This window comes from Pseudodesulfovibrio sp. zrk46 (assembly GCF_012516435.1).
GTDB lineage: Bacteria > Desulfobacterota > Desulfovibrionia > Desulfovibrionales > Desulfovibrionaceae > Pseudodesulfovibrio.
This window is the reverse complement of sequence record NZ_CP051216.1, coordinates 2,424,971-2,441,799: the sequence shown is the minus strand read 5'-3', so window position 1 is coordinate 2,441,799 and position 16,829 is coordinate 2,424,971. Positions and strand designations below refer to the sequence as shown.

General features: G+C 54.6%; 12 protein-coding genes. 7 read left to right on the top strand and 5 right to left on the bottom strand.

What is annotated here, in order from left to right; genetic code table 11:
- Window positions 1–21 precede the first annotated feature (21 nt).
- Window positions 22–906 carry a hypothetical protein gene (locus HFN16_RS11025; protein ID WP_168890801.1) on the bottom strand — a complete coding sequence of 295 codons (885 nt, stop codon included), beginning with the start codon at window positions 904–906 and terminating at the stop codon, window positions 22–24.
- 316 nt (window positions 907–1,222) lie between these two features.
- Here HFN16_RS11025 and HFN16_RS11020 point away from each other — a divergent pair, with 316 nt between their 5' ends.
- Complete coding sequence (locus HFN16_RS11020; RefSeq protein WP_168890800.1) at window positions 1,223–4,309, top strand: AAA family ATPase; 3,087 nt, start codon at window positions 1,223–1,225, stop codon at window positions 4,307–4,309.
- 5 nt (window positions 4,310–4,314) lie between these two features.
- Here the strand turns inward: HFN16_RS11020 and HFN16_RS11015 are convergent, their stop codons facing one another.
- Entirely contained in the window at window positions 4,315–5,133 is an 819-nt protein-coding gene (locus tag HFN16_RS11015; RefSeq protein ID WP_168890799.1) for a hypothetical protein, read from the bottom strand.
- A 310-nt stretch (window positions 5,134–5,443) separates the two neighbouring features.
- On the opposite strand from HFN16_RS11015, the gene HFN16_RS18835 reads away from it, so the two are divergent.
- The 6 genes from HFN16_RS18835 to HFN16_RS10985 all read left to right on the top strand — a co-directional run bounded on the left by HFN16_RS18835 (window position 5,444) and on the right by HFN16_RS10985 (window position 13,880).
- Entirely contained in the window at window positions 5,444–7,723 is a 2,280-nt protein-coding gene (locus HFN16_RS18835; protein ID WP_210772188.1) for a hypothetical protein, read from the top strand.
- 111 nt (window positions 7,724–7,834) lie between these two features.
- Window positions 7,835–9,529 (top strand): ABC transporter transmembrane domain-containing protein, encoded by a 1,695-nt coding sequence (locus tag HFN16_RS11005; RefSeq protein ID WP_168890798.1) that lies wholly within the window; start codon window positions 7,835–7,837, stop codon window positions 9,527–9,529.
- Entirely contained in the window at window positions 9,520–10,032 is a 513-nt protein-coding gene (locus HFN16_RS11000; protein ID WP_168890797.1) for a hemerythrin family protein, read from the top strand. The genes HFN16_RS11005 and HFN16_RS11000 overlap by 10 nt, the downstream gene beginning before the upstream one ends.
- Entirely contained in the window at window positions 10,032–12,143 is a 2,112-nt protein-coding gene (locus HFN16_RS10995; RefSeq protein WP_168890796.1) for an ATP-binding cassette domain-containing protein, read from the top strand. Before HFN16_RS11000 ends, HFN16_RS10995 begins: the two co-directional genes overlap by 1 nt.
- Window positions 12,144–12,156: 13 nt before the next feature.
- Entirely contained in the window at window positions 12,157–13,494 is a 1,338-nt protein-coding gene (locus tag HFN16_RS10990) for an HlyD family type I secretion periplasmic adaptor subunit (protein ID WP_168890795.1), read from the top strand.
- Between the two features lie 176 nt (window positions 13,495–13,670).
- Entirely contained in the window at window positions 13,671–13,880 is a 210-nt protein-coding gene (locus tag HFN16_RS10985; protein WP_168890794.1) for a hypothetical protein, read from the top strand.
- Between the two features lie 125 nt (window positions 13,881–14,005).
- Here the strand turns inward: HFN16_RS10985 and HFN16_RS10980 are convergent, their stop codons facing one another.
- The 3 genes from HFN16_RS10980 to HFN16_RS10970 are packed head-to-tail and all read right to left on the bottom strand — an operon-like array spanning window position 14,006 to window position 16,822.
- Complete coding sequence (locus tag HFN16_RS10980) at window positions 14,006–14,959, bottom strand: vWA domain-containing protein (protein ID WP_168890793.1); 954 nt, start codon at window positions 14,957–14,959, stop codon at window positions 14,006–14,008.
- The gene (locus HFN16_RS10975) at window positions 14,956–16,029 is read right to left on the bottom strand and encodes a VWA domain-containing protein (RefSeq protein WP_168890792.1); all 1,074 of its coding nucleotides are present in this window, start codon (window positions 16,027–16,029) and stop codon (window positions 14,956–14,958) included. Before HFN16_RS10975 ends, HFN16_RS10980 begins: the two co-directional genes overlap by 4 nt.
- Window positions 16,016–16,822: a MotA/TolQ/ExbB proton channel family protein gene (locus tag HFN16_RS10970; RefSeq protein WP_168890791.1), complete on the bottom strand. Its 807-nt coding sequence runs from the start codon at window positions 16,820–16,822 to the stop codon at window positions 16,016–16,018. Before HFN16_RS10970 ends, HFN16_RS10975 begins: the two co-directional genes overlap by 14 nt.
- Between the last annotated feature and the right edge of the window lie 7 nt (window positions 16,823–16,829).

Genomic DNA, 16,829 nt, shown 5'->3' with positions numbered 1-16,829 from the left:
GAGACAGAAGAGGAGATCGCCTTACTCGGCAAACGGATTGAACCAAAGTTCCTTGCGATCAATGGGGGTGGAAACAGGAATATTGGGATTGACGAGGCGGATAAGTTTACGATCGGACAAGCCCGCCCTGCGGATACTCTCGCCATAATGGTTCTGGAACATCGTATCAAAAGAGCCGTCCCGAATCATGGAATCGAGCCCCTTGTAGATACGCTCGTTCAGCAACCGGCCTCGTTCGCTGTTGCCCGTCCAGAAATACCGGGCAAAGGGATAGTGCAGGAGAAGGGTTTCCTCCACATGCAACTGCGGGAGTTCTTCGTGACGCTCATCCCACTCGACAAGCGCCTCGCCCACCCCGCGGGGGAAGAACTGAAAACGATCAGACAGCAGCATCCTGAAGAGCCCTTCATACATTGTGCCTTCAACCACGGTCAGACCGTTGTGCCGCAGTATCTCCACGTCACTCCAACTGAACCCCTGACCGGCCTTGTACGCTTTCAGATCATCAATGTTTTCAACCTGTGCAAACGCTCCCTGCTTGCTTTTTCGGATAAGCAGGATTCGCCATCCGAGCAGTCCCTTGCCAAGTGGGATACGCACCGGAGTCAACAGCTGTTCCCATTTGACCGAGGTAGGCTTGATACTCACGTCCAGTCCGGGAGTTCCCCTTTCCAGCAGATCAAACTGACGCAATTGATTCATGACCAGCGAAGAAGGATGAAGCTCAAACGGTCCATACTCGGGAACCGTTCTATTCAGTGCTTCCCTAAGCAAAGAGAGATGGTAATCGAACCGGGTGTCACCGCCCGAGGCAGGCCGGGGATAGACGATGACATCTGGCTCCATTGCATGAACGCCTTGCGCCAGAAGCGCTAGCAGCAGGACCAGCAGAGCGAGTTTTCTCATACTTAAGACATAGCAGGATATGTCAGCCACGAAAAGCACTGGTGACCAAATCGTAACAAGGCACCCAATGACGTTGTTACCTCATCAAGACCCCTTACTGATAATAATTCACATTTAAGGAACAATTGTATACTTGTAATAGGGAGTATTCGGGATACAAACGCACGTCACGCTTTCAAGTCGAATGAAAGCAATGACTAACGCTGAATACTTGGGGAGCGAACAAGTGGTAGACGGTTATCGAATCAGGGAATCATTATATGAAAGCCCGAATACACATGTGTATCGGGGTATTCGAGAAGAGGACAATGCCAATGTGGTATTGAAGGTCCTCAATGAAGACTTTGCCAAGCCGGATGCAAGCGGCGAGAAGGCACGGTTCCTGATTCCACAAAATTTCTATGGCCGCGAGCATGAGATCAGCCAGCTCATGGACGGGTTCCATCGCGCCAGCCAGGGCAGACGGGAAATGATGCTGGTGGCCGGCTACTCAGGTATCGGCAAGTCCTCGCTGGTAAAGGAAGTCCACAAGCCTATCGTACAGAAGAAGGGCTACTTCATCTCCGGCAAGTTCGACCAGTATCAGCACACGCCCTACGGTCCGATCATGCGGGCCTTCTCCAAGCTCGTCGACTACCTTGTGAAGGAAGAGGAAGATCAGCTGAAGACGTGGCGCGAGCGCATCCGAAACGCCCTTGGCGACGAAGCACAGGTGCTGGTGGAAGCCATTCCCAATCTTGAGTTGATCATCGGCGCACAACCGCCAGTGCTGGAGCTGACCGGCATGGAAGCCCTGACCCGTTTCCGCAAGCTGGTCCTGCGCTTTCTCGATACGGTAAGCACCGCCGAGCATCCCCTGACCCTGTTCCTTGATGACCTGCAATGGGTCGACCCCGCTTCGCTGGGATTGCTCAAGACAATCATGATGGACAGGTCGGGCTCGCGACATCTGCTCGTGCTGGGGGCTTACCGGGACAACGAGGTTTCCGCGTCTCATCCCCTGATGCTCACACTGGATGAGCTGGCCGAAAAGGAATTGCAGGATACGCAGATCTCCACCATCACCATTGGCCCGCTTTCGCTGATGGATACCCAATCGCTGGTGGCCGACACCCTTCTGAGCGATGTGGACCACGTGGTTTCGCTGGCTGCCCAGATTCAGAAGAATTCCGGCGGCAATCCATTTTTCATCAAGCGGCTCCTGTCAAACCTCTACGAGACCGACCAACTTGCTTTCTCCACGGCTGAGCAGCGATGGATCTGGAACGAAGACGTCGACGCCATTGCTATCTGTGACAACGTGGCAGTGCTTTTGGCGCAAAAGCTGGAGACGTTACCGGAGAACACCCGAAATCTGCTGGGGCTTGCCAGTTGTCTTGGCAACCACTTTGATCTGGAGACCCTGTCCATCATCAGCTCCTCCCCCAAGAATGAGATCGCAGCAGGCCTCTGGGTTGCCGTCACCGAAGAACTGATCATCCCACAGGACATTGCCTGCAGCTACTACCGTCTGGTCCCCAACGACAGCAGCATCGAGGGTATTGGACAGGGACGCTACACCTTTTCCCATGACCGCATTCAGGAAGCAGCCTACCTGCTGCTCTCGCCCGAAGAGCGGAAGAAGACACACCTCAACGCAGGACAACTGCTGCTAGAGAACGCAGGAGACGACCCCACCGGGGAAGCCCTGCTCGACATCGTGAACCATCTCAACCTCAGTGTTGACCTCATCTCCTCCCGCAACGAGATCGAGTGGCTGGCAGCCCTCAACCTGTCGGCAGGAATGAACGCCAAAAAGTCCATGGCATATAACGCTGCCCGCGATTACTTCAAACAGGGAATCGAGCTTATGGGCAGGGATGGATGGTACACTCACCCCAACACCATGTTCCAGCTGTACCGCGAAGGCATCGAAGCCGAATTCCTCTGTGGCGATACGCCCAAGGCCAACGCCATGTTCGACGTGGCTGTTGAGCTCGTCCTTGACCGGCAGAGCAAAGGGCAGCTGTACGAATTGATGATCCGCATCAGCCAAAACGATTACGCCTATGACAGGGGTATTGAGCTGGGCTTGATCGCGCTACGCCTCTTCGACATCGTGATCCCCAACGATCAGGAAATGTACGACGCGGCCTGCGGTGAGATTCTCTCAGAAATTTCCGAGCACACGGAGAGCGAAGAAGCCCTCAGGGAGCTCGCCAACGGCAGCGAGATGACAGATAATGACATCATCGTCTGCTGCGGCATCCTTCACGAAATGTGGGTCTGCCTGTTCATGTCAGAGAACCCGCGCGTGTTGTTCCCGGCCATCAAGCTGATTCAGCTCTCCATCTCCTACGGACAATCCGCCGTCACTGCGGTGGGCTACATATTCTTTGCACTGATTCAGACCATGCAGAAGAACTATGATGCTGCCTATACCTTCGGCAAGCTGGCCATGGAACTCAAGGAACGGTTCACGGACCCGCTGCTGTCTCCGAAGGTGCTCAACACCTATTGCAACTTCGTCAATCACTACAAGGACCACGTTGGCAACAACATCCCGCTCTATGAGGAGTCCCATCGATTCTGCCAGCAATCCGGCGAAATCTGGTGGGGAGCATGGGCTGCGTCCTTCATTCGCAACGCCCGCCTCATCAAGGGCGACTCCCTTGATCAAGTGAAGGCGACAGGCGAGAAGTATGCCGACTATATCCACGAAGCGGAATTCGCCCCACTGATCCACATCATGCACGCCCAGATGTCGAAGATCACCAACCTGCTGGGAGAAACCGGAACCCGCACGTCCTTTGACACACCTGATTACAACGAGAAGGAGACCGAGGACATCCTCGCAGCCATGCCGTTTAATATGGGGCTGTTCTGGCATAACGTCACCAAGACGCTGGTCTACTATCTGTATGGGGAAAAGAAACTCGCCATGGAAGCGGCTCTGCTGGCGGAACAATTCAAGGCACACGACCCCGGTCTGATGCAGTTCCCCGATCATTTTTTCTTCAGCACACTGGTGTTCACAGACAACTGGGAAAATTTCACGGATGAAGAGAAGTCGCACTACGGCGAACTCATCGACCGCAATGTTGACCAGATGAACACCTGGCGCCAGCATTGTATGGAGAACTATCGACACCGCTATTTGCTCATCTACGCAGAGCGCGAACGCATCAAGGACAAAAAGCAGGCCGCACGCCTCCATTATGAATTGGCCATCGATGCCGCCAGAGAGAATGGGTATATCCACCATGAAGCCATGGCCAATGAATGTGCGGCACGATTCCACCAGAGAAACGGGAACGATCAGGACGCAAAACGATTTTTAAAGGAAGCCCGCCTGCTCTATCTGCAATGGGGCGCCAAGCGAAAGATCGAAGTCTTTGATGAAGAGTACCCCGACCTGGATTAAGGGAATCATTTTTCAAGGCTGCCGAATTTCAGCATGTACTTCTTGTATGATGGGTCAACGCCTTTCAAAAGCGGATTCTCAACGTCGAAAAAGGTGACGTCGCCTATCTTCGCGAATTCAAGGCTCGGTCCATAATGCTTCATCCAGAGCTCTTTTAGCGACCCGTCTTCATAGGCCATAACCAATCCTTCGAAAATTCTCTGGGCGGCCTTCTTGTCATTCTTGTTGGTGAAAAAGAACCTGGGCAATGGATAATGTATGCCTATTGTCCGGTTCAACATGAATCCGGGAATGTGGTCGTGAGACTTGAACTCCAACTCCACCTCGTTGATTCCCCTTGGGAACAACTCAAACCGCTGCTCGGCGACCATGTTAAACAGGCTCTCATAGTTGGGAGCCACGCGCACCTTGAAGCCTGCCGCCTCCAGTATTTCCCCATCCAACCAGCCAGCTCCCTGACCGATTGAGAATTCCTTGAGTTCTTTAACGCTTTTCACCTTGGAAAGCCTGTAATTCACGGTGTCTGACACGAAGAACATTCTGTATCCTACGATACCCAGATCAATCGGGAACGGCACGTATTCGAACTCTTCACACAACTCGGCACTGGCAGACAGTTTGAACATCGGATTGTCGAGTTCGTGTCCTTTGAGGAAATCAATGGCACGAGGAAAGTTCATCACAGGACTGGGGAGGAGTGAGTACCCACCCCACGTGTCGCTGGTCTTTTCCAGAGCCAACTCCAAGGCTTCTGTGTCATAGTTATATCGACTGTCATTGATGCTCTCCGGAGAACGGTAAGTAATCACCATATCCTGTGCCATAGCAGGTACTGCTAACAGCATCATGAAACAAAGACAGTAAACTATGAAACGAACCATCTACGTCAGCCCTTCGATTGCGTTGTTCAAATGGATACGTCTTTCATTATACGTTTTATGTATTTGAGAAAAGGGGGTTACTCTTCTTTTTTTAGTTCCAAGTAAGTCACTCCAGCATTTAGCGTTGCTAGGTGCTAATAAGCTTGCTCTAACTAGGAATAGTTATTATAAAGACAGAAAGGAATACTAATTGATTTCTTCTGAGATGAAGACGTATTCAAATAGTATCCCAGAATGACAACCCGGAGATGTCATGGCTGATGAACAAGATCGTAATGAAGAGCAACGGGAGCTTGATGAGCTGACGGTTCTGCAGGACGCGAAAAAGAAGGATTTGTCAGCAGAAGAGCAAGCCGAATTGCAGGGTGTAGATGGAGAGGGTCTCGACTCATCTGATCTCGCTGGAACCTTATTGGCAGGCGGCACACAAGAAGGTGGGCCCTCGACTGACGACGAGCAGACCGGTGAAGGTACCGCCTCGACCGAAGGCGACCTTACCCGTGAGAGCCAAACCGAATTCACTGATGAGGGTTCTGCAGCAGCAACTTCGCCCGGCACCGCTGCCGCATCTGGCGAAGAGACAACTTTTCCAACAGGTGACATAGATCGGCCTGCTCCCACCGCCACAGAAACGCCTCGTCCGACAGGCGGCCCCAGAATTGTTTCAGAAGATGTCCCCGCAGCCGAAGATGAAACCACTGCTCAATCCCAAGCTGGAGAAGGTGCTGATTCCGCTGTTTCAAGTGGAACCGCCCCAGCAGCCGAAGCAGCAACCGAAGCTGCCACGACTGAAGCGGAACCCATTGTAGCGGAGGACACAGCAGAGGCCGCTGAGACCGACGCCCCCTCTGATGCCGTGGAATCCACGACACCGACAGCCTCTCCCGCAGAACCGGAGCCGGAACCTGAGCCTGAGCCCACTCCGGAGCCCGAGCCAGAACCTGAACCGACTCCAGAACCGGAGCCGGAACCTGAGCCTGAGCCCACTCCGGAGCCCGAGCCAGAACCTGAACCGACTCCAGAACCGGAGCCGGAACCTGAGCCTGAGCCCACTCCGGAGCCCGAGCCAGAACCTGAACCGACTCCAGAACCGGAGCCGGAACCTGAGCCTGAGCCCACTCCGGAGCCCGAGCCAGAACCTGAACCGACTCCAGAACCGGAGCCGGAACCTGAGCCTGAGCCCACTCCGGAGCCCGAGCCAGAACCTGAACCGACTCCAGAACCGGAGCCGGAACCTGAGCCTGAGCCCACTCCGGAGCCCGAGCCAGAACCTGAACCGACTCCAGAACCGGAGCCGGAACCTGAGCCTGAGCCCACTCCGGAGCCCGAGCCAGAACCTGAACCGACTCCAGAACCGGAGCCGGAACCTGAGCCTGAGCCCACTCCGGAGCCCGAGCCAGAACCTGAACCGACTCCAGAACCGGAGCCGGAACCTGAGCCTGAGCCCACTCCGGAGCCCGAGCCAGAACCTGAACCGACTCCAGAACCGGAGCCGGAACCTGAGCCTGAGCCCACTCCGGAGCCCGAGCCAGAACCTGAACCGGAGCCTCCGGCTCCTGATCCCGATGAAGATCGGGATGATTCCGGCGGCGAAGATGGCCCCGGCAACCGCTGGGGACAGGTTGACGGAGGACCGGACGATGAAGGTGGTCAAGGCCAAGGACAGGGACAAGGTCAAAACGACAATGACGATGACTCCGGCACCGGCGATGATTCCGATGGTGGCCAAGGCAACCGTTGGGGCCAGGTCGAAGAAGGACCGGATCAAGGTCAAGCTGGCGATCAGGAATCAGATACTGGAGCCGATGACGGTGGCGCAGACCAAGGTGGCCCCAAGGGCAACATGGGAATCGGCAACGGCTTGGACGATGCCCCTCCCGGTGTGACCGAAGAGCATAAGTTCTACGATGAACGCGTAGATGACGGCAGCGGAGACGATGCTGGAGACGGCGGCGACTTTGCTACTGGAACAGATGACGATGGCGGCCGAGGTCAAGGTCGCGGGCGCGGCGGTGAAGATGATTCTGCCACCGGCGATGATGCCGAAGGTGGCCAAGGAAACCGTTGGGGTCAGGTTGAAGAAGGACCGGACCAAGGCAAGGGCGGCGATCAGGAATCAGACGCCGGAGCCGATGACGGTGGCGCTGACCAAGGCGGCCCCAAGGGCAACATGGGAATCGGCAACGGCTTGGACGATGCCCCGCCCGGTGTGACCGAAGACCATCAGTTCTACGATGAACGTGTAGATGATGGTGGCGGAGACGATGCTCTGGAAACCGACTTCTTCCTGTTCGACAACGAGGACGGCGGCGAAGGTTCAGACAGTTGGACTGACCAGACCGAATCCGACGATCCCATGGACGGAGATGCCGACATGGCAGGCGGCTGGACCGACGAAATAGAAGACGATGAAGGCGGTCGGGGGCGCGGGCAACAACGAGAAGACGACGACCAGGAAGGAATCGAAAGCGACGACACCCTTGATGCCTTTGACCAGGACGCCGAAGACTTCCAAGACAATTCTGACTGGTAAAGAGTCATTCAAATATGCGCCCCTGTTACAGGGGCGCATATTATCATCGCGATTTTGTTTTGCTTATTGTATGGTTGTATAAAAGCTGTAACCTGAAGCAAGTGAAACGCGATGGACTTATCCTATTTCAAACAGAAGCGGGGGCTCCTCAGGGACATCGTCTCCATGCCGCTCTTCCTGCGTAGCTCGCCGGACCTCCTCCTCGCATCGATTGGCATCAACGTCCTTTCACTGGCGCTGCCCATCATCCTGATGCAGGTCTATGACCGCATCGTCCCCAACAAAGCCGTGTCCACCCTGCTGTGGCTCGTTATCGGTTTCTTTGGCGCGCTGATTCTGGACTCCATCCTGCGCATTTGCCGTTCAACCATCGTCAACTGGATTTCCGCCCGGTTCGAGCATAGCCTCGCACACGCCTGTGTCTCGAGATGGCTCACAAGCAACCTCGAAGAGTTCGAACGCGATGGTGCCGGTGTTCACCTCGACCGCCTTCGCGCCGTTTCCGCACTCAAGTCATTTTACGCAGGCCAAGCGTTCCAGTTGATCATGGACCTCCCGTTTGCCTTGCTGTTCCTCGGTGTCATCGGCTTTCTCGGAGGAAGAATGGTGGCCGCATACGCTGGCGGCATGGCCATTTTGTATCTGATCATCATCAGCTTCATCAGGGCGCGGTACAGCAAGGACAGAATCCGACAAAAGACCATCGGCGATCGCCGCTACAACTTTCTGGTGGAGGCCTTGAGCGGTATCCACACCATCAAGTCCATCACCCTTGAGGAATCCATGCTCCGCCGCCATGAACGCCTCAAGGCGGACGGTGCCAAGGCAGATTACGACGTCATTTTTGTGGGCAACCTGCCCGTGAGTCTGGGCAACATGTTCTCCCAGTTCATCCTGTTTGGGGTCCTCTTCTTTGGCGGCAGTCAGGCCATCAGCGGGCAGATGACGCTCGGTAGCCTCGCAGCCTGCACCCTGCTCAGTGGCCGTTTCTTCTCGCCGTTCAAGTCTCTGGCATCGTTCTGGGTACGGCACGCTGACATCAAGATCGCCAAGGAACAGATCAAGGGCATTGCCGATCTTGGCGAAGAATACGACCCGACCGCACCATGTCTGGCCAGTGAAATCGCCGGGGTCATCCAGATGAAGAAGGTGTCTTTCCGATATGACGAAAAGTCTCCGTACGTTCTGAAAGACCTCAATCTCCATGTCTCCAAGGGACGCATGGTCTGCCTGAACACCCAAGGCTCACGGGGGACCACGACGCTACTCAACCTGATCTACGGAATGCTCAAGCCCACTGAGGGCGAAGTGTATATCGATGATGCCAACATCCAGGACATCTGCCACAACGACTACAAGGGGCGTATGGAGTTCATTCCCCAGAACGGCACGTTGTTCAACGGTACCATCTTCGAGAACCTGACACTGTTCAATCCGGCGCACCGAGACGCCGCTCTGGACGCAGCATCCCTGCTCGGTCTGGACACCATCCTCTCGGACTTGCCACACGGTTATGAAACCCATGTGGGCAACAGGCTCTATGAATTTCTCCCTTCGGGTGTGATTCAGCGCATATGTCTGGCCCGTTCGCTGGCCATACGGCCACGCATCATGCTCATGGACAGGGCCAGCTATGCCATGGATGCAGAAAGTGAAGAGCACTTCTACTGGCTGCTCGACAAGCTCAAGGGACAATGCACCATGGTCATTGCCACATCCGATCCGGTTATTCTGGCGAAGGCCGACACGGTCTACACCATTGCAGACGGACGCCTGACGGAACAGGAGGCAGAGCAATGCTTCTAACCCAACAGCAGAACATGGATCCCAAAGAGCTGGCATGGAGACGATGGGTGCTCCAGTCGGGCCGACTCTGGGCCGATGTCTCGGGGATCATCTCCAAGATCAACATCCAGATCATCGACGATGACCACAAGCGGTTCACCCAGTACGCCCTTGATCTGAATCTCATCATCCAGGCCCTGAGCAACCGTGACGTGTCCTTCTACAACCTCCATCGAGGTGAGGAAATTTTCGAAAACCTCATTGAATATGCTGAAATCCATTTCGGTCATGAGCAGCAGATCATGAAAGAGATGGAGACCCCGTTGATGGCGATGCACATGGGCCAGCACGCCAAATTTCAGGAGATGATCGACAACTATTACAAGGATTTCAAACGAGGCAGATTGCAGATGGTTTCCGGCCTGAAGCTCTCCATCCTCGACTGGTGGGTGAACCACATCAACGTCACGGATTACAAGACGTTCGTGCTGGGCAAAAAAGACAACAAGGATCAGGAGAAGTAATGCAACAGGGTGCGGTATCTTCTGAATTCACCATGCCGGGCGGATTGGGCGCGTGCATTCCTCCATTGCTTGATGCATTGGGGTGGCGTGGGTCCGACAACCATCTGGCTGAATCCATGCCGCACCTGAGTCCGGAGCTTGACCTGACCGACCTGCTCAACGTCATGGCCAACCTCAAGTTCGGCAGCCGCTCCATGGCAACCAGCCTCAACGCGCTGGAACCGCAACACCTGCCCTGCCTGTTTTTGAAGGATACAGGCGACGCCTTGGTACTGGCCAAGAGCGATGGCAACACCATACTCGCCTTTGACGCCACCACCAAAACATACAGCGAGATTCACCCGGACTCCACGAAAGGCACGGCGTTCTTCTTCTCACAGGTGGACAGTCGCGGCCATTCATTGCACCGCAAGCAAAGAGACTGGTTCATAAAGATCATCAAGCGATTCGGCTCGCCCTTGCGGCAGGGCCTCATCATCTCTTTCCTGCTCAGCCTGTTGGCGCTGACGCTCCCGCTGTTTGTCATGACCATCTATGACCAGATGCCATTTTTCAACGACAACAAGACGCTGGCCTACATTGTAGTCGGAGTGCTGGTATTCATCTTCAGCGACTTCGGCCTGCGCCTCATCCGGTCCGGTATCCTGAGCTTTGTCAGCGCACGAATGGGCAACATCGTTGGTAACGAGGTTTTCCGCCGCATCCTGTACATGCCGCCAGCCTACACCGAGTCGGCTTCCATCGGCGCGCAGGCCTCTCGCATCAAGGACTTTGATTCGGTACGCGACTTTTTCTCCGGTCAGGCCTTTGTGGCCCTGCTGGAAGTACCGTTCATCATCCTGCTCATCGTGGTCATGGGCATTCTTGGCGGCAGCGTAATCTTTGTCCCACTCGCGGCAATATGTTTATTCGCACTGCTGGCAGCCATCTACCTGCCTCTGGTCAAGGCCGCCAACGCCGAAGTGTCCACGCAAGGCTCAGCCAGGCAGGAACTGGTCATGGAAATGCTGACGAAGATGGAACAGATCAAGCAGACCAGTACTCCGGTAATGTGGGACAACCGCTACCGGCAACTCTCGGCCGAAAGCGCAGCTAAGGGGTACAAAGCCGCACAGTTGGCCTCTCAGATCAACATCCTGACCAACGCGCTGATCATGGGTACAGGCGTGGGCACCATGGCCGTTTCGGTCAACAATGTACTGGCAGGCAGCATGACCATGGGAGCGCTGGTGGCCTGCATGATTCTTGTCTGGCGGGTACTCTCTCCGCTGCGGTCCGGCTTCGTGGTCATGCTCCAACTGGAGCGCATCAACAAGAGTGTGCGACAGGTCGACCGACTCATGAATCTGGACATCGAGCAACACACGGAATCCTTGCTGACCCTCAGCAGAGAGCTACGTGGCAATGTCGAGTTCTCACAGGTCTCCATCCGTTACATGAAAGAGGCGTACCCGGCACTGCTCGGTGTCAGCTTCTCCGTATCCCATGGCGAGATCTTGGGTATTGTCGGCCACGATGGAGCAGGCAAGTCCACCATTCTCAAACTCATCATGGGCCTGTATAAGCCCCAGGCCGGTCGCATCAGTCTCGACCACACCAGCCTGAGACAGATGGACCCGTTATCCCTCAGACGATCCATCGGCTATACGCCACAGGAACCTCAATTTTTCTATGGCACCATTGCCCAGAACCTGCGCCTGATCAATCCGGTGGCAACCGATGGCGAGTTGCAGGACGCCTGTCTGCGCGCCGGTGTTCTGGATGAAGTGGAAGCCCTGTCCGACGGCCTCAACACCCGTATCGGCGACTACCAGATCAAACAGATGCCCATCACCTTCCTGAAGAAGCTCAACTTGGCCAGAACACTTATCAAGCAGGTTCCACTGTTACTGCTTGATGAGACCATGGAACGGGCAGATTTCGAGGACCGGGAAGTCTTCATTGATCTGCTGGACGAACTCCGAGGCAAATCCACGGTGATCGCCGTTACCAACAACTCAGATTACCTCGCCAAAGCCGACAAGATTCTCTGGATAGAAAAAGGCCGAGTCAGAAAATTCGGCCCCCGGGAAGAAGTGATCCCGCTCCTGCCCGAAGAATATAAATGCTGACAAGGATCATGGTATGAATTCAGCAAAAAAGAACGTGCGCGTTGCCAAGCGGAAGTCCATGCACCTGTCTCAGGCCCTCCTGCTGGAGGAGACCGGAGTTCCAAGGCTCATCAGGTTTGTGATCCTGACCCTGACACTGATCATCGCGGCCTTCATCGGCTGGGCGTCGGTGACGCAAATCGACGAAGTGGCCATAACCAGCGGTGAAATCATCCCCTCCGGCCACGTCAAATTGATCCAGAGCGAAGACGGCGGCATTGTCATGGACATCCTCGTCATTGAGGGAGAACCGGTAAAACGCGGCCAGCCCCTGATGGTTCTGGACCCGACCGAGTCCGCTTCCAACCTCGACCAGTATCTGGCGCGCAAAGCGACCCTGGCCCTTCGCAAGGAGCGCCTTGCAGCTCACATTGAGGACCGCAAGCCCGACTATTCGAATTTCGACGCCAAATTCGCTGAACAAGCCAATCAACAGATCCGTCTCCATGCGCAAAAACTCGAAGCCTTGGCTGTCAGCCGGGATATCCTGAAGAATCAGATCAAGCAGTACGAAGCGGAGCTCAAGGAACTGAGTAACCGAGAGAAGACCCTGCGCGAACAGCATGCTCTCATGAAAGAGGAATACGAGACCTACGAAGGCCTCTTCAAGCGGGAACTGGTCGGCAAGACCGAGTTCTTCGGCATCAAGCGGCAATTCCTCCAAATTCAGGAGTACCTGCATCAAATCCCCGTCAGGCGCATTCAGGTGCGGGAGAAGCTGACCGAGAGCAAGAACCGTCTCGTCAAGCTGCGCGAAGACGCCCTCGAAGGATGGATGGCTGAGCTTGCCACAGTTGAGGCCGAATATTCCGAGGTTCAGGAAATCATCAAGCGGTTCGAAATGGACGTTGATCAACTCTCCATCAAGGCCACGGTGGACGGCATCGTGCACAACCTCCAGGTCAATTCCCCGGGAGAAATCATTCAACCCGGCGAAACCGTCGTGGAACTGATCCCCGGGGGCAAGAACCTCGTCGCAGAAATTCAAATCTCCTCGCGGGACATCGGCCACGTTGAGATTGGGCAAGATGTGACCATCAAGCTCACGGCCTACGACTTTGCGAGGTACGGCGGCCTCAAGGGCCAGCTGACCGACATCGCACCGTCATCCATCGTAGACCCAAAGGGCCGGGTCTATTACAAAGGCACCATCACCCTTGACGTGGAACACCTCGAATCGGGAGGTAATAAGCACCTCATCCTCCCGGGCATGACAGTCCAGGCCGATATAAAAACTGGCAGCAAGACACTGATCGAATACTTCATGAAGCCGATCTATTTGTCACTGGCTCAATCATTCAGGGAACGGTAAGAGAAGGAATCTTTTCATATGGCGAAAAACGAAGGCACTGGAGAAAACAGCCCCCCTCCTAATTCCCCTTTTATCTGGACAGAAGACTCTGCCAAGAGGTGTCGATTCTGCCCCGCTTGCTTCACTTCAGATAGGACTTGAGTCTATTAAGGTCGAAAACCCTAGAAAGGTGACAGATGAAAAAGAATACCCAAACGCTTCCCAAAGATGACTCAAATCCAAACATCCCCCTTTCAAAGGAAGAGCTTGAAAATGCTTTTCCCCTGCTTCACTCTGGAAAGCTACATTGTTCAGGGCCGTTACGTCGTTTTGAACCTTCGAAGGAAGACTCCGATGAAAAGCCAAATGACAACCAGATAACCCTATCGACTATGAGTTCGAAATGATTGCGATAATTGCACGCAACAAGCAAAATAGTTAACGCCCATACAATTAACTTGAAATGGTTCACTTTTGAGGGGCGACGATGTTTCGAAGCCTAGTATTGATTCAATCCCTGATCTCTCCAAAACTATCGCGGCAGTGCTATAAACGTACCGCCGTTCTGCCTTGTCACTTCAGTCATAAGAACTGGGAATCGGCCCGTTGTATTATTCGACAAGAAGCCTACCGCATGAATTTTGGCTTGACGTTTGCCGTTATTCCCGGACCTGTTCAATCGGTTGATAGTACTCAGAACCTGATCAAATGCGGCTCCGGAGTAGTCATCGCCGATGATGTAAATGGAAAGGGAGGTGGCCTTGTGTGCATATTGCCTCAACGCCTTCTCAAGCCCCTCGACAGGACTGCTGTTGGAGGCGCGCTGCCAATTATTCAGGCGTTTGAGGATGGCCCTACGGCGCGACTTGGAGTCCGGAATCCATTTTCCTTGATACCCGACAAGGGCAAGAAAACCATTGTCGTTCATCACCTGAAAGCCCTTCACCTGTGGATGGATCTCAAGAATATGTTCCATCTCACGCAGCACCCGAGGCCAAATGGCCATCATACTGCCCGACGTATCGATGATGAAGATGATGTACTCACTGTCCACCGGGATGCCGCCCACTTCCTCTTTGTCCCGGACGGTAGCGGAATTTGGCCTGATAGCTGCGGCCTTCTTCAGGGACGACTGTACCAGAGCAAGACCTTCATTCTCTTCCATGAGCTTCTCAAGCTCCTGATTGGTCGCCCCTATACCCATCTTCTGGTCGGCCAGAAATTGCTTCAACCGCTGTAGCAGCAACTGACTGTCCGATAGTCCCTGCTTCTTTTCGGCAAGGAGCTGTTCAAGGCCCTGAAGTCTCTTCTCCTCGGAAAGGATCAGCTCAAGTTTGTCTTCGATCCCCTCGGTGGCCGAAACGGCAGCGTTGCTCTTGGTGAAGTTGGAAACCAACACCAACAAAATTGTTGCCCCCAAAGCACAGGCAAAGACGTCGAGAAACGACAGGCTGAAAATATCTAATTCGCGGCTCTTTCTTCTCATGGCCAATCCTGTGCAGGCGCAATGAACAGCCCACCGGTCAATGCCGTCCACTCCCAGTAATATCTGGGAGCATAGGGATCACCCTCGATGGGAAGCAAAATAACATTAACCTTGCGCGAGAGAGACAATCCGCTTTTCTTCACACTTTCTTCAAACAGCCGGGCCCGGCACTCACCAGAAATTTTGCTTGAACTCCCCAGAATGGAGCTGCAACCGGAAAACACATTGAGACGCCCCCAGCCAGAGTCTCCCTTGGTGGGCAGTCCATCGGTGATGATATACAAATCAGACGGATTGAGTTCCCGAGCGGCTTTGAGAGCGCTGGACAGATTGGTGGGACCTGTTGGAACAATCTCATTGGCATTGGACAGGATGTTCGTCAGCCCCTTTTCGTCCACAGAGCTGGTCCATTCTTTCGCGCCGAGATTTCTTGCCGTCTCGTTATAGGCGATGACAGTCACCATCGAGGCTCTGGGAAGACGGGCCAACAGCCAGCGAAGCGTGCGTATTGTCCGGCGCCATTTGGGCCCTTTCTTTTTCTCTGCATCGGAAGAGTTCTTGCGCCGAATGATGTCGATGAGTCTCTCATCGGTCATGGACGCGCTGCAGTCCACAAGGATAGCAATACGCTGGCCTTCAACCTTCAGGCCGATGAGGTAATCCTCTTCGCCAGACTGATCAGGCGTTTCGATTACATCCTCAGGGTTGTTCAGCTTGATTTTCTTTATGCCTTCGATAAGGGAGGCCTTGTTCTTGCGCGCTGTGTCGGCCACGTCCGACTGGCGGGCAGCCTTATCCTTCACCACTGCCAGCGCCTCGGAGGTATCCTTGATTTCATCACTGACCGCCTGACCGGATTGGGTGATTCTGGCGATCTCCTTCTCGACCTCAGCGCTACGGCTCTGCAGCTCGGCCAACTCCGTGGTCAGCCGCTGGTCTTCGCCGTTAAGCCCGAACACCTGCTCCTGAGCAAGGGTCAGCAACAGCACGACCGCACCCAGACCACAGGCCAGGACATCAAGAAACGCCAGGCTTGAGCCTGCGATTTCTCTGCTTTTACGCCGCTTCATCGACCCTGCTGATCCGGTTCAGGAGCTTTTCTTCACAGTAGCTTTGTGTCTCCACAAGCAAATCATCTTGGAGCCGCTGGAGATAATTCAGCAGAAACATGAGTACAATGGAGATGAGCAGGGCCACCAAGGTGGAGTTGAAGGCCACGCCCAAACTGCCGGTCATGCCGCCGATATCCCCTGAAAGAGCCTGATTGGCCTGCGAAAGGGCCTCACCGATACCCCGAACGGTGCCGATAAAGCCGATACTGGGAATGGCCCAGATGATGTAGCGGATCATGGAATTCTCCGCGTCCATGCGTGAACCCACTGCATCAATGCCCGATTCAATGGCATCGGCTGCGTTCTGGACGTTGCCGGTGATCAAGTAGCGGCGAAGGCCTGCACGCAGCACCTTGAGCAGGGCCGTATCGCGCAGGCTGCTGGGAAGGCTGTCGAGGCCGAGGAGGATATCCTTCTGGGTGACATCACCACCTCCGTTCTCCCTGGCAATCTCAATGGCATGCTCTTCGGCTTCTTTGTAGAGATCAAGGCTGAACAGATGACGTTCTTCCCGGAGGACGGCCAGGCATTTGGAAACAATCAGAAACGCGCCCCACAGCAGCAGGATGATGCATATCTCCTGCTCATAATCCCTCAGGATGATGGTGAAGTCGCGAGGAGGAGCCTGACCGGCCGCACGGGCTGCATCGATCAGCTTGCTTGCCTGCGGCCGAATATAAGCCAGATAGCTCATGTGAACCACTACGATAGAGGCGATCAGCGCCAAAATACTCTTGATCATATTGACCATGCGGGTC

Excerpts from the sequence above, each read along its gene's own strand:
- HFN16_RS10975 (WP_168890792.1), bottom strand. The coding sequence starts at position 16,029 with ATGAAGCGGCGTAAAAGCAGAGAAATCGCAGGCTCAAGCCTGGCGTTT.
- HFN16_RS10995 (WP_168890796.1), top strand. The coding sequence starts at position 10,032 with ATGCAACAGGGTGCGGTATCTTCTGAATTCACCATGCCGGGCGGATTG.
- HFN16_RS11005 (WP_168890798.1), top strand. The coding sequence starts at position 7,835 with ATGGACTTATCCTATTTCAAACAGAAGCGGGGGCTCCTCAGGGACATC.
- HFN16_RS10985 (WP_168890794.1), top strand. The coding sequence starts at position 13,671 with ATGAAAAAGAATACCCAAACGCTTCCCAAAGATGACTCAAATCCAAAC.
- HFN16_RS11025 (WP_168890801.1), bottom strand. The coding sequence starts at position 906 with ATGAGAAAACTCGCTCTGCTGGTCCTGCTGCTAGCGCTTCTGGCGCAA.
- HFN16_RS11015 (WP_168890799.1), bottom strand. The coding sequence starts at position 5,133 with ATGGCACAGGATATGGTGATTACTTACCGTTCTCCGGAGAGCATCAAT.
- HFN16_RS10990 (WP_168890795.1), top strand. The coding sequence starts at position 12,157 with ATGAATTCAGCAAAAAAGAACGTGCGCGTTGCCAAGCGGAAGTCCATG.
- HFN16_RS10970 (WP_168890791.1), bottom strand. The coding sequence starts at position 16,822 with ATGGTCAATATGATCAAGAGTATTTTGGCGCTGATCGCCTCTATCGTA.
- HFN16_RS18835 (WP_210772188.1), top strand. The coding sequence starts at position 5,444 with ATGGCTGATGAACAAGATCGTAATGAAGAGCAACGGGAGCTTGATGAG.
- HFN16_RS10980 (WP_168890793.1), bottom strand. The coding sequence starts at position 14,959 with ATGAGAAGAAAGAGCCGCGAATTAGATATTTTCAGCCTGTCGTTTCTC.
- HFN16_RS11000 (WP_168890797.1), top strand. The coding sequence starts at position 9,520 with ATGCTTCTAACCCAACAGCAGAACATGGATCCCAAAGAGCTGGCATGG.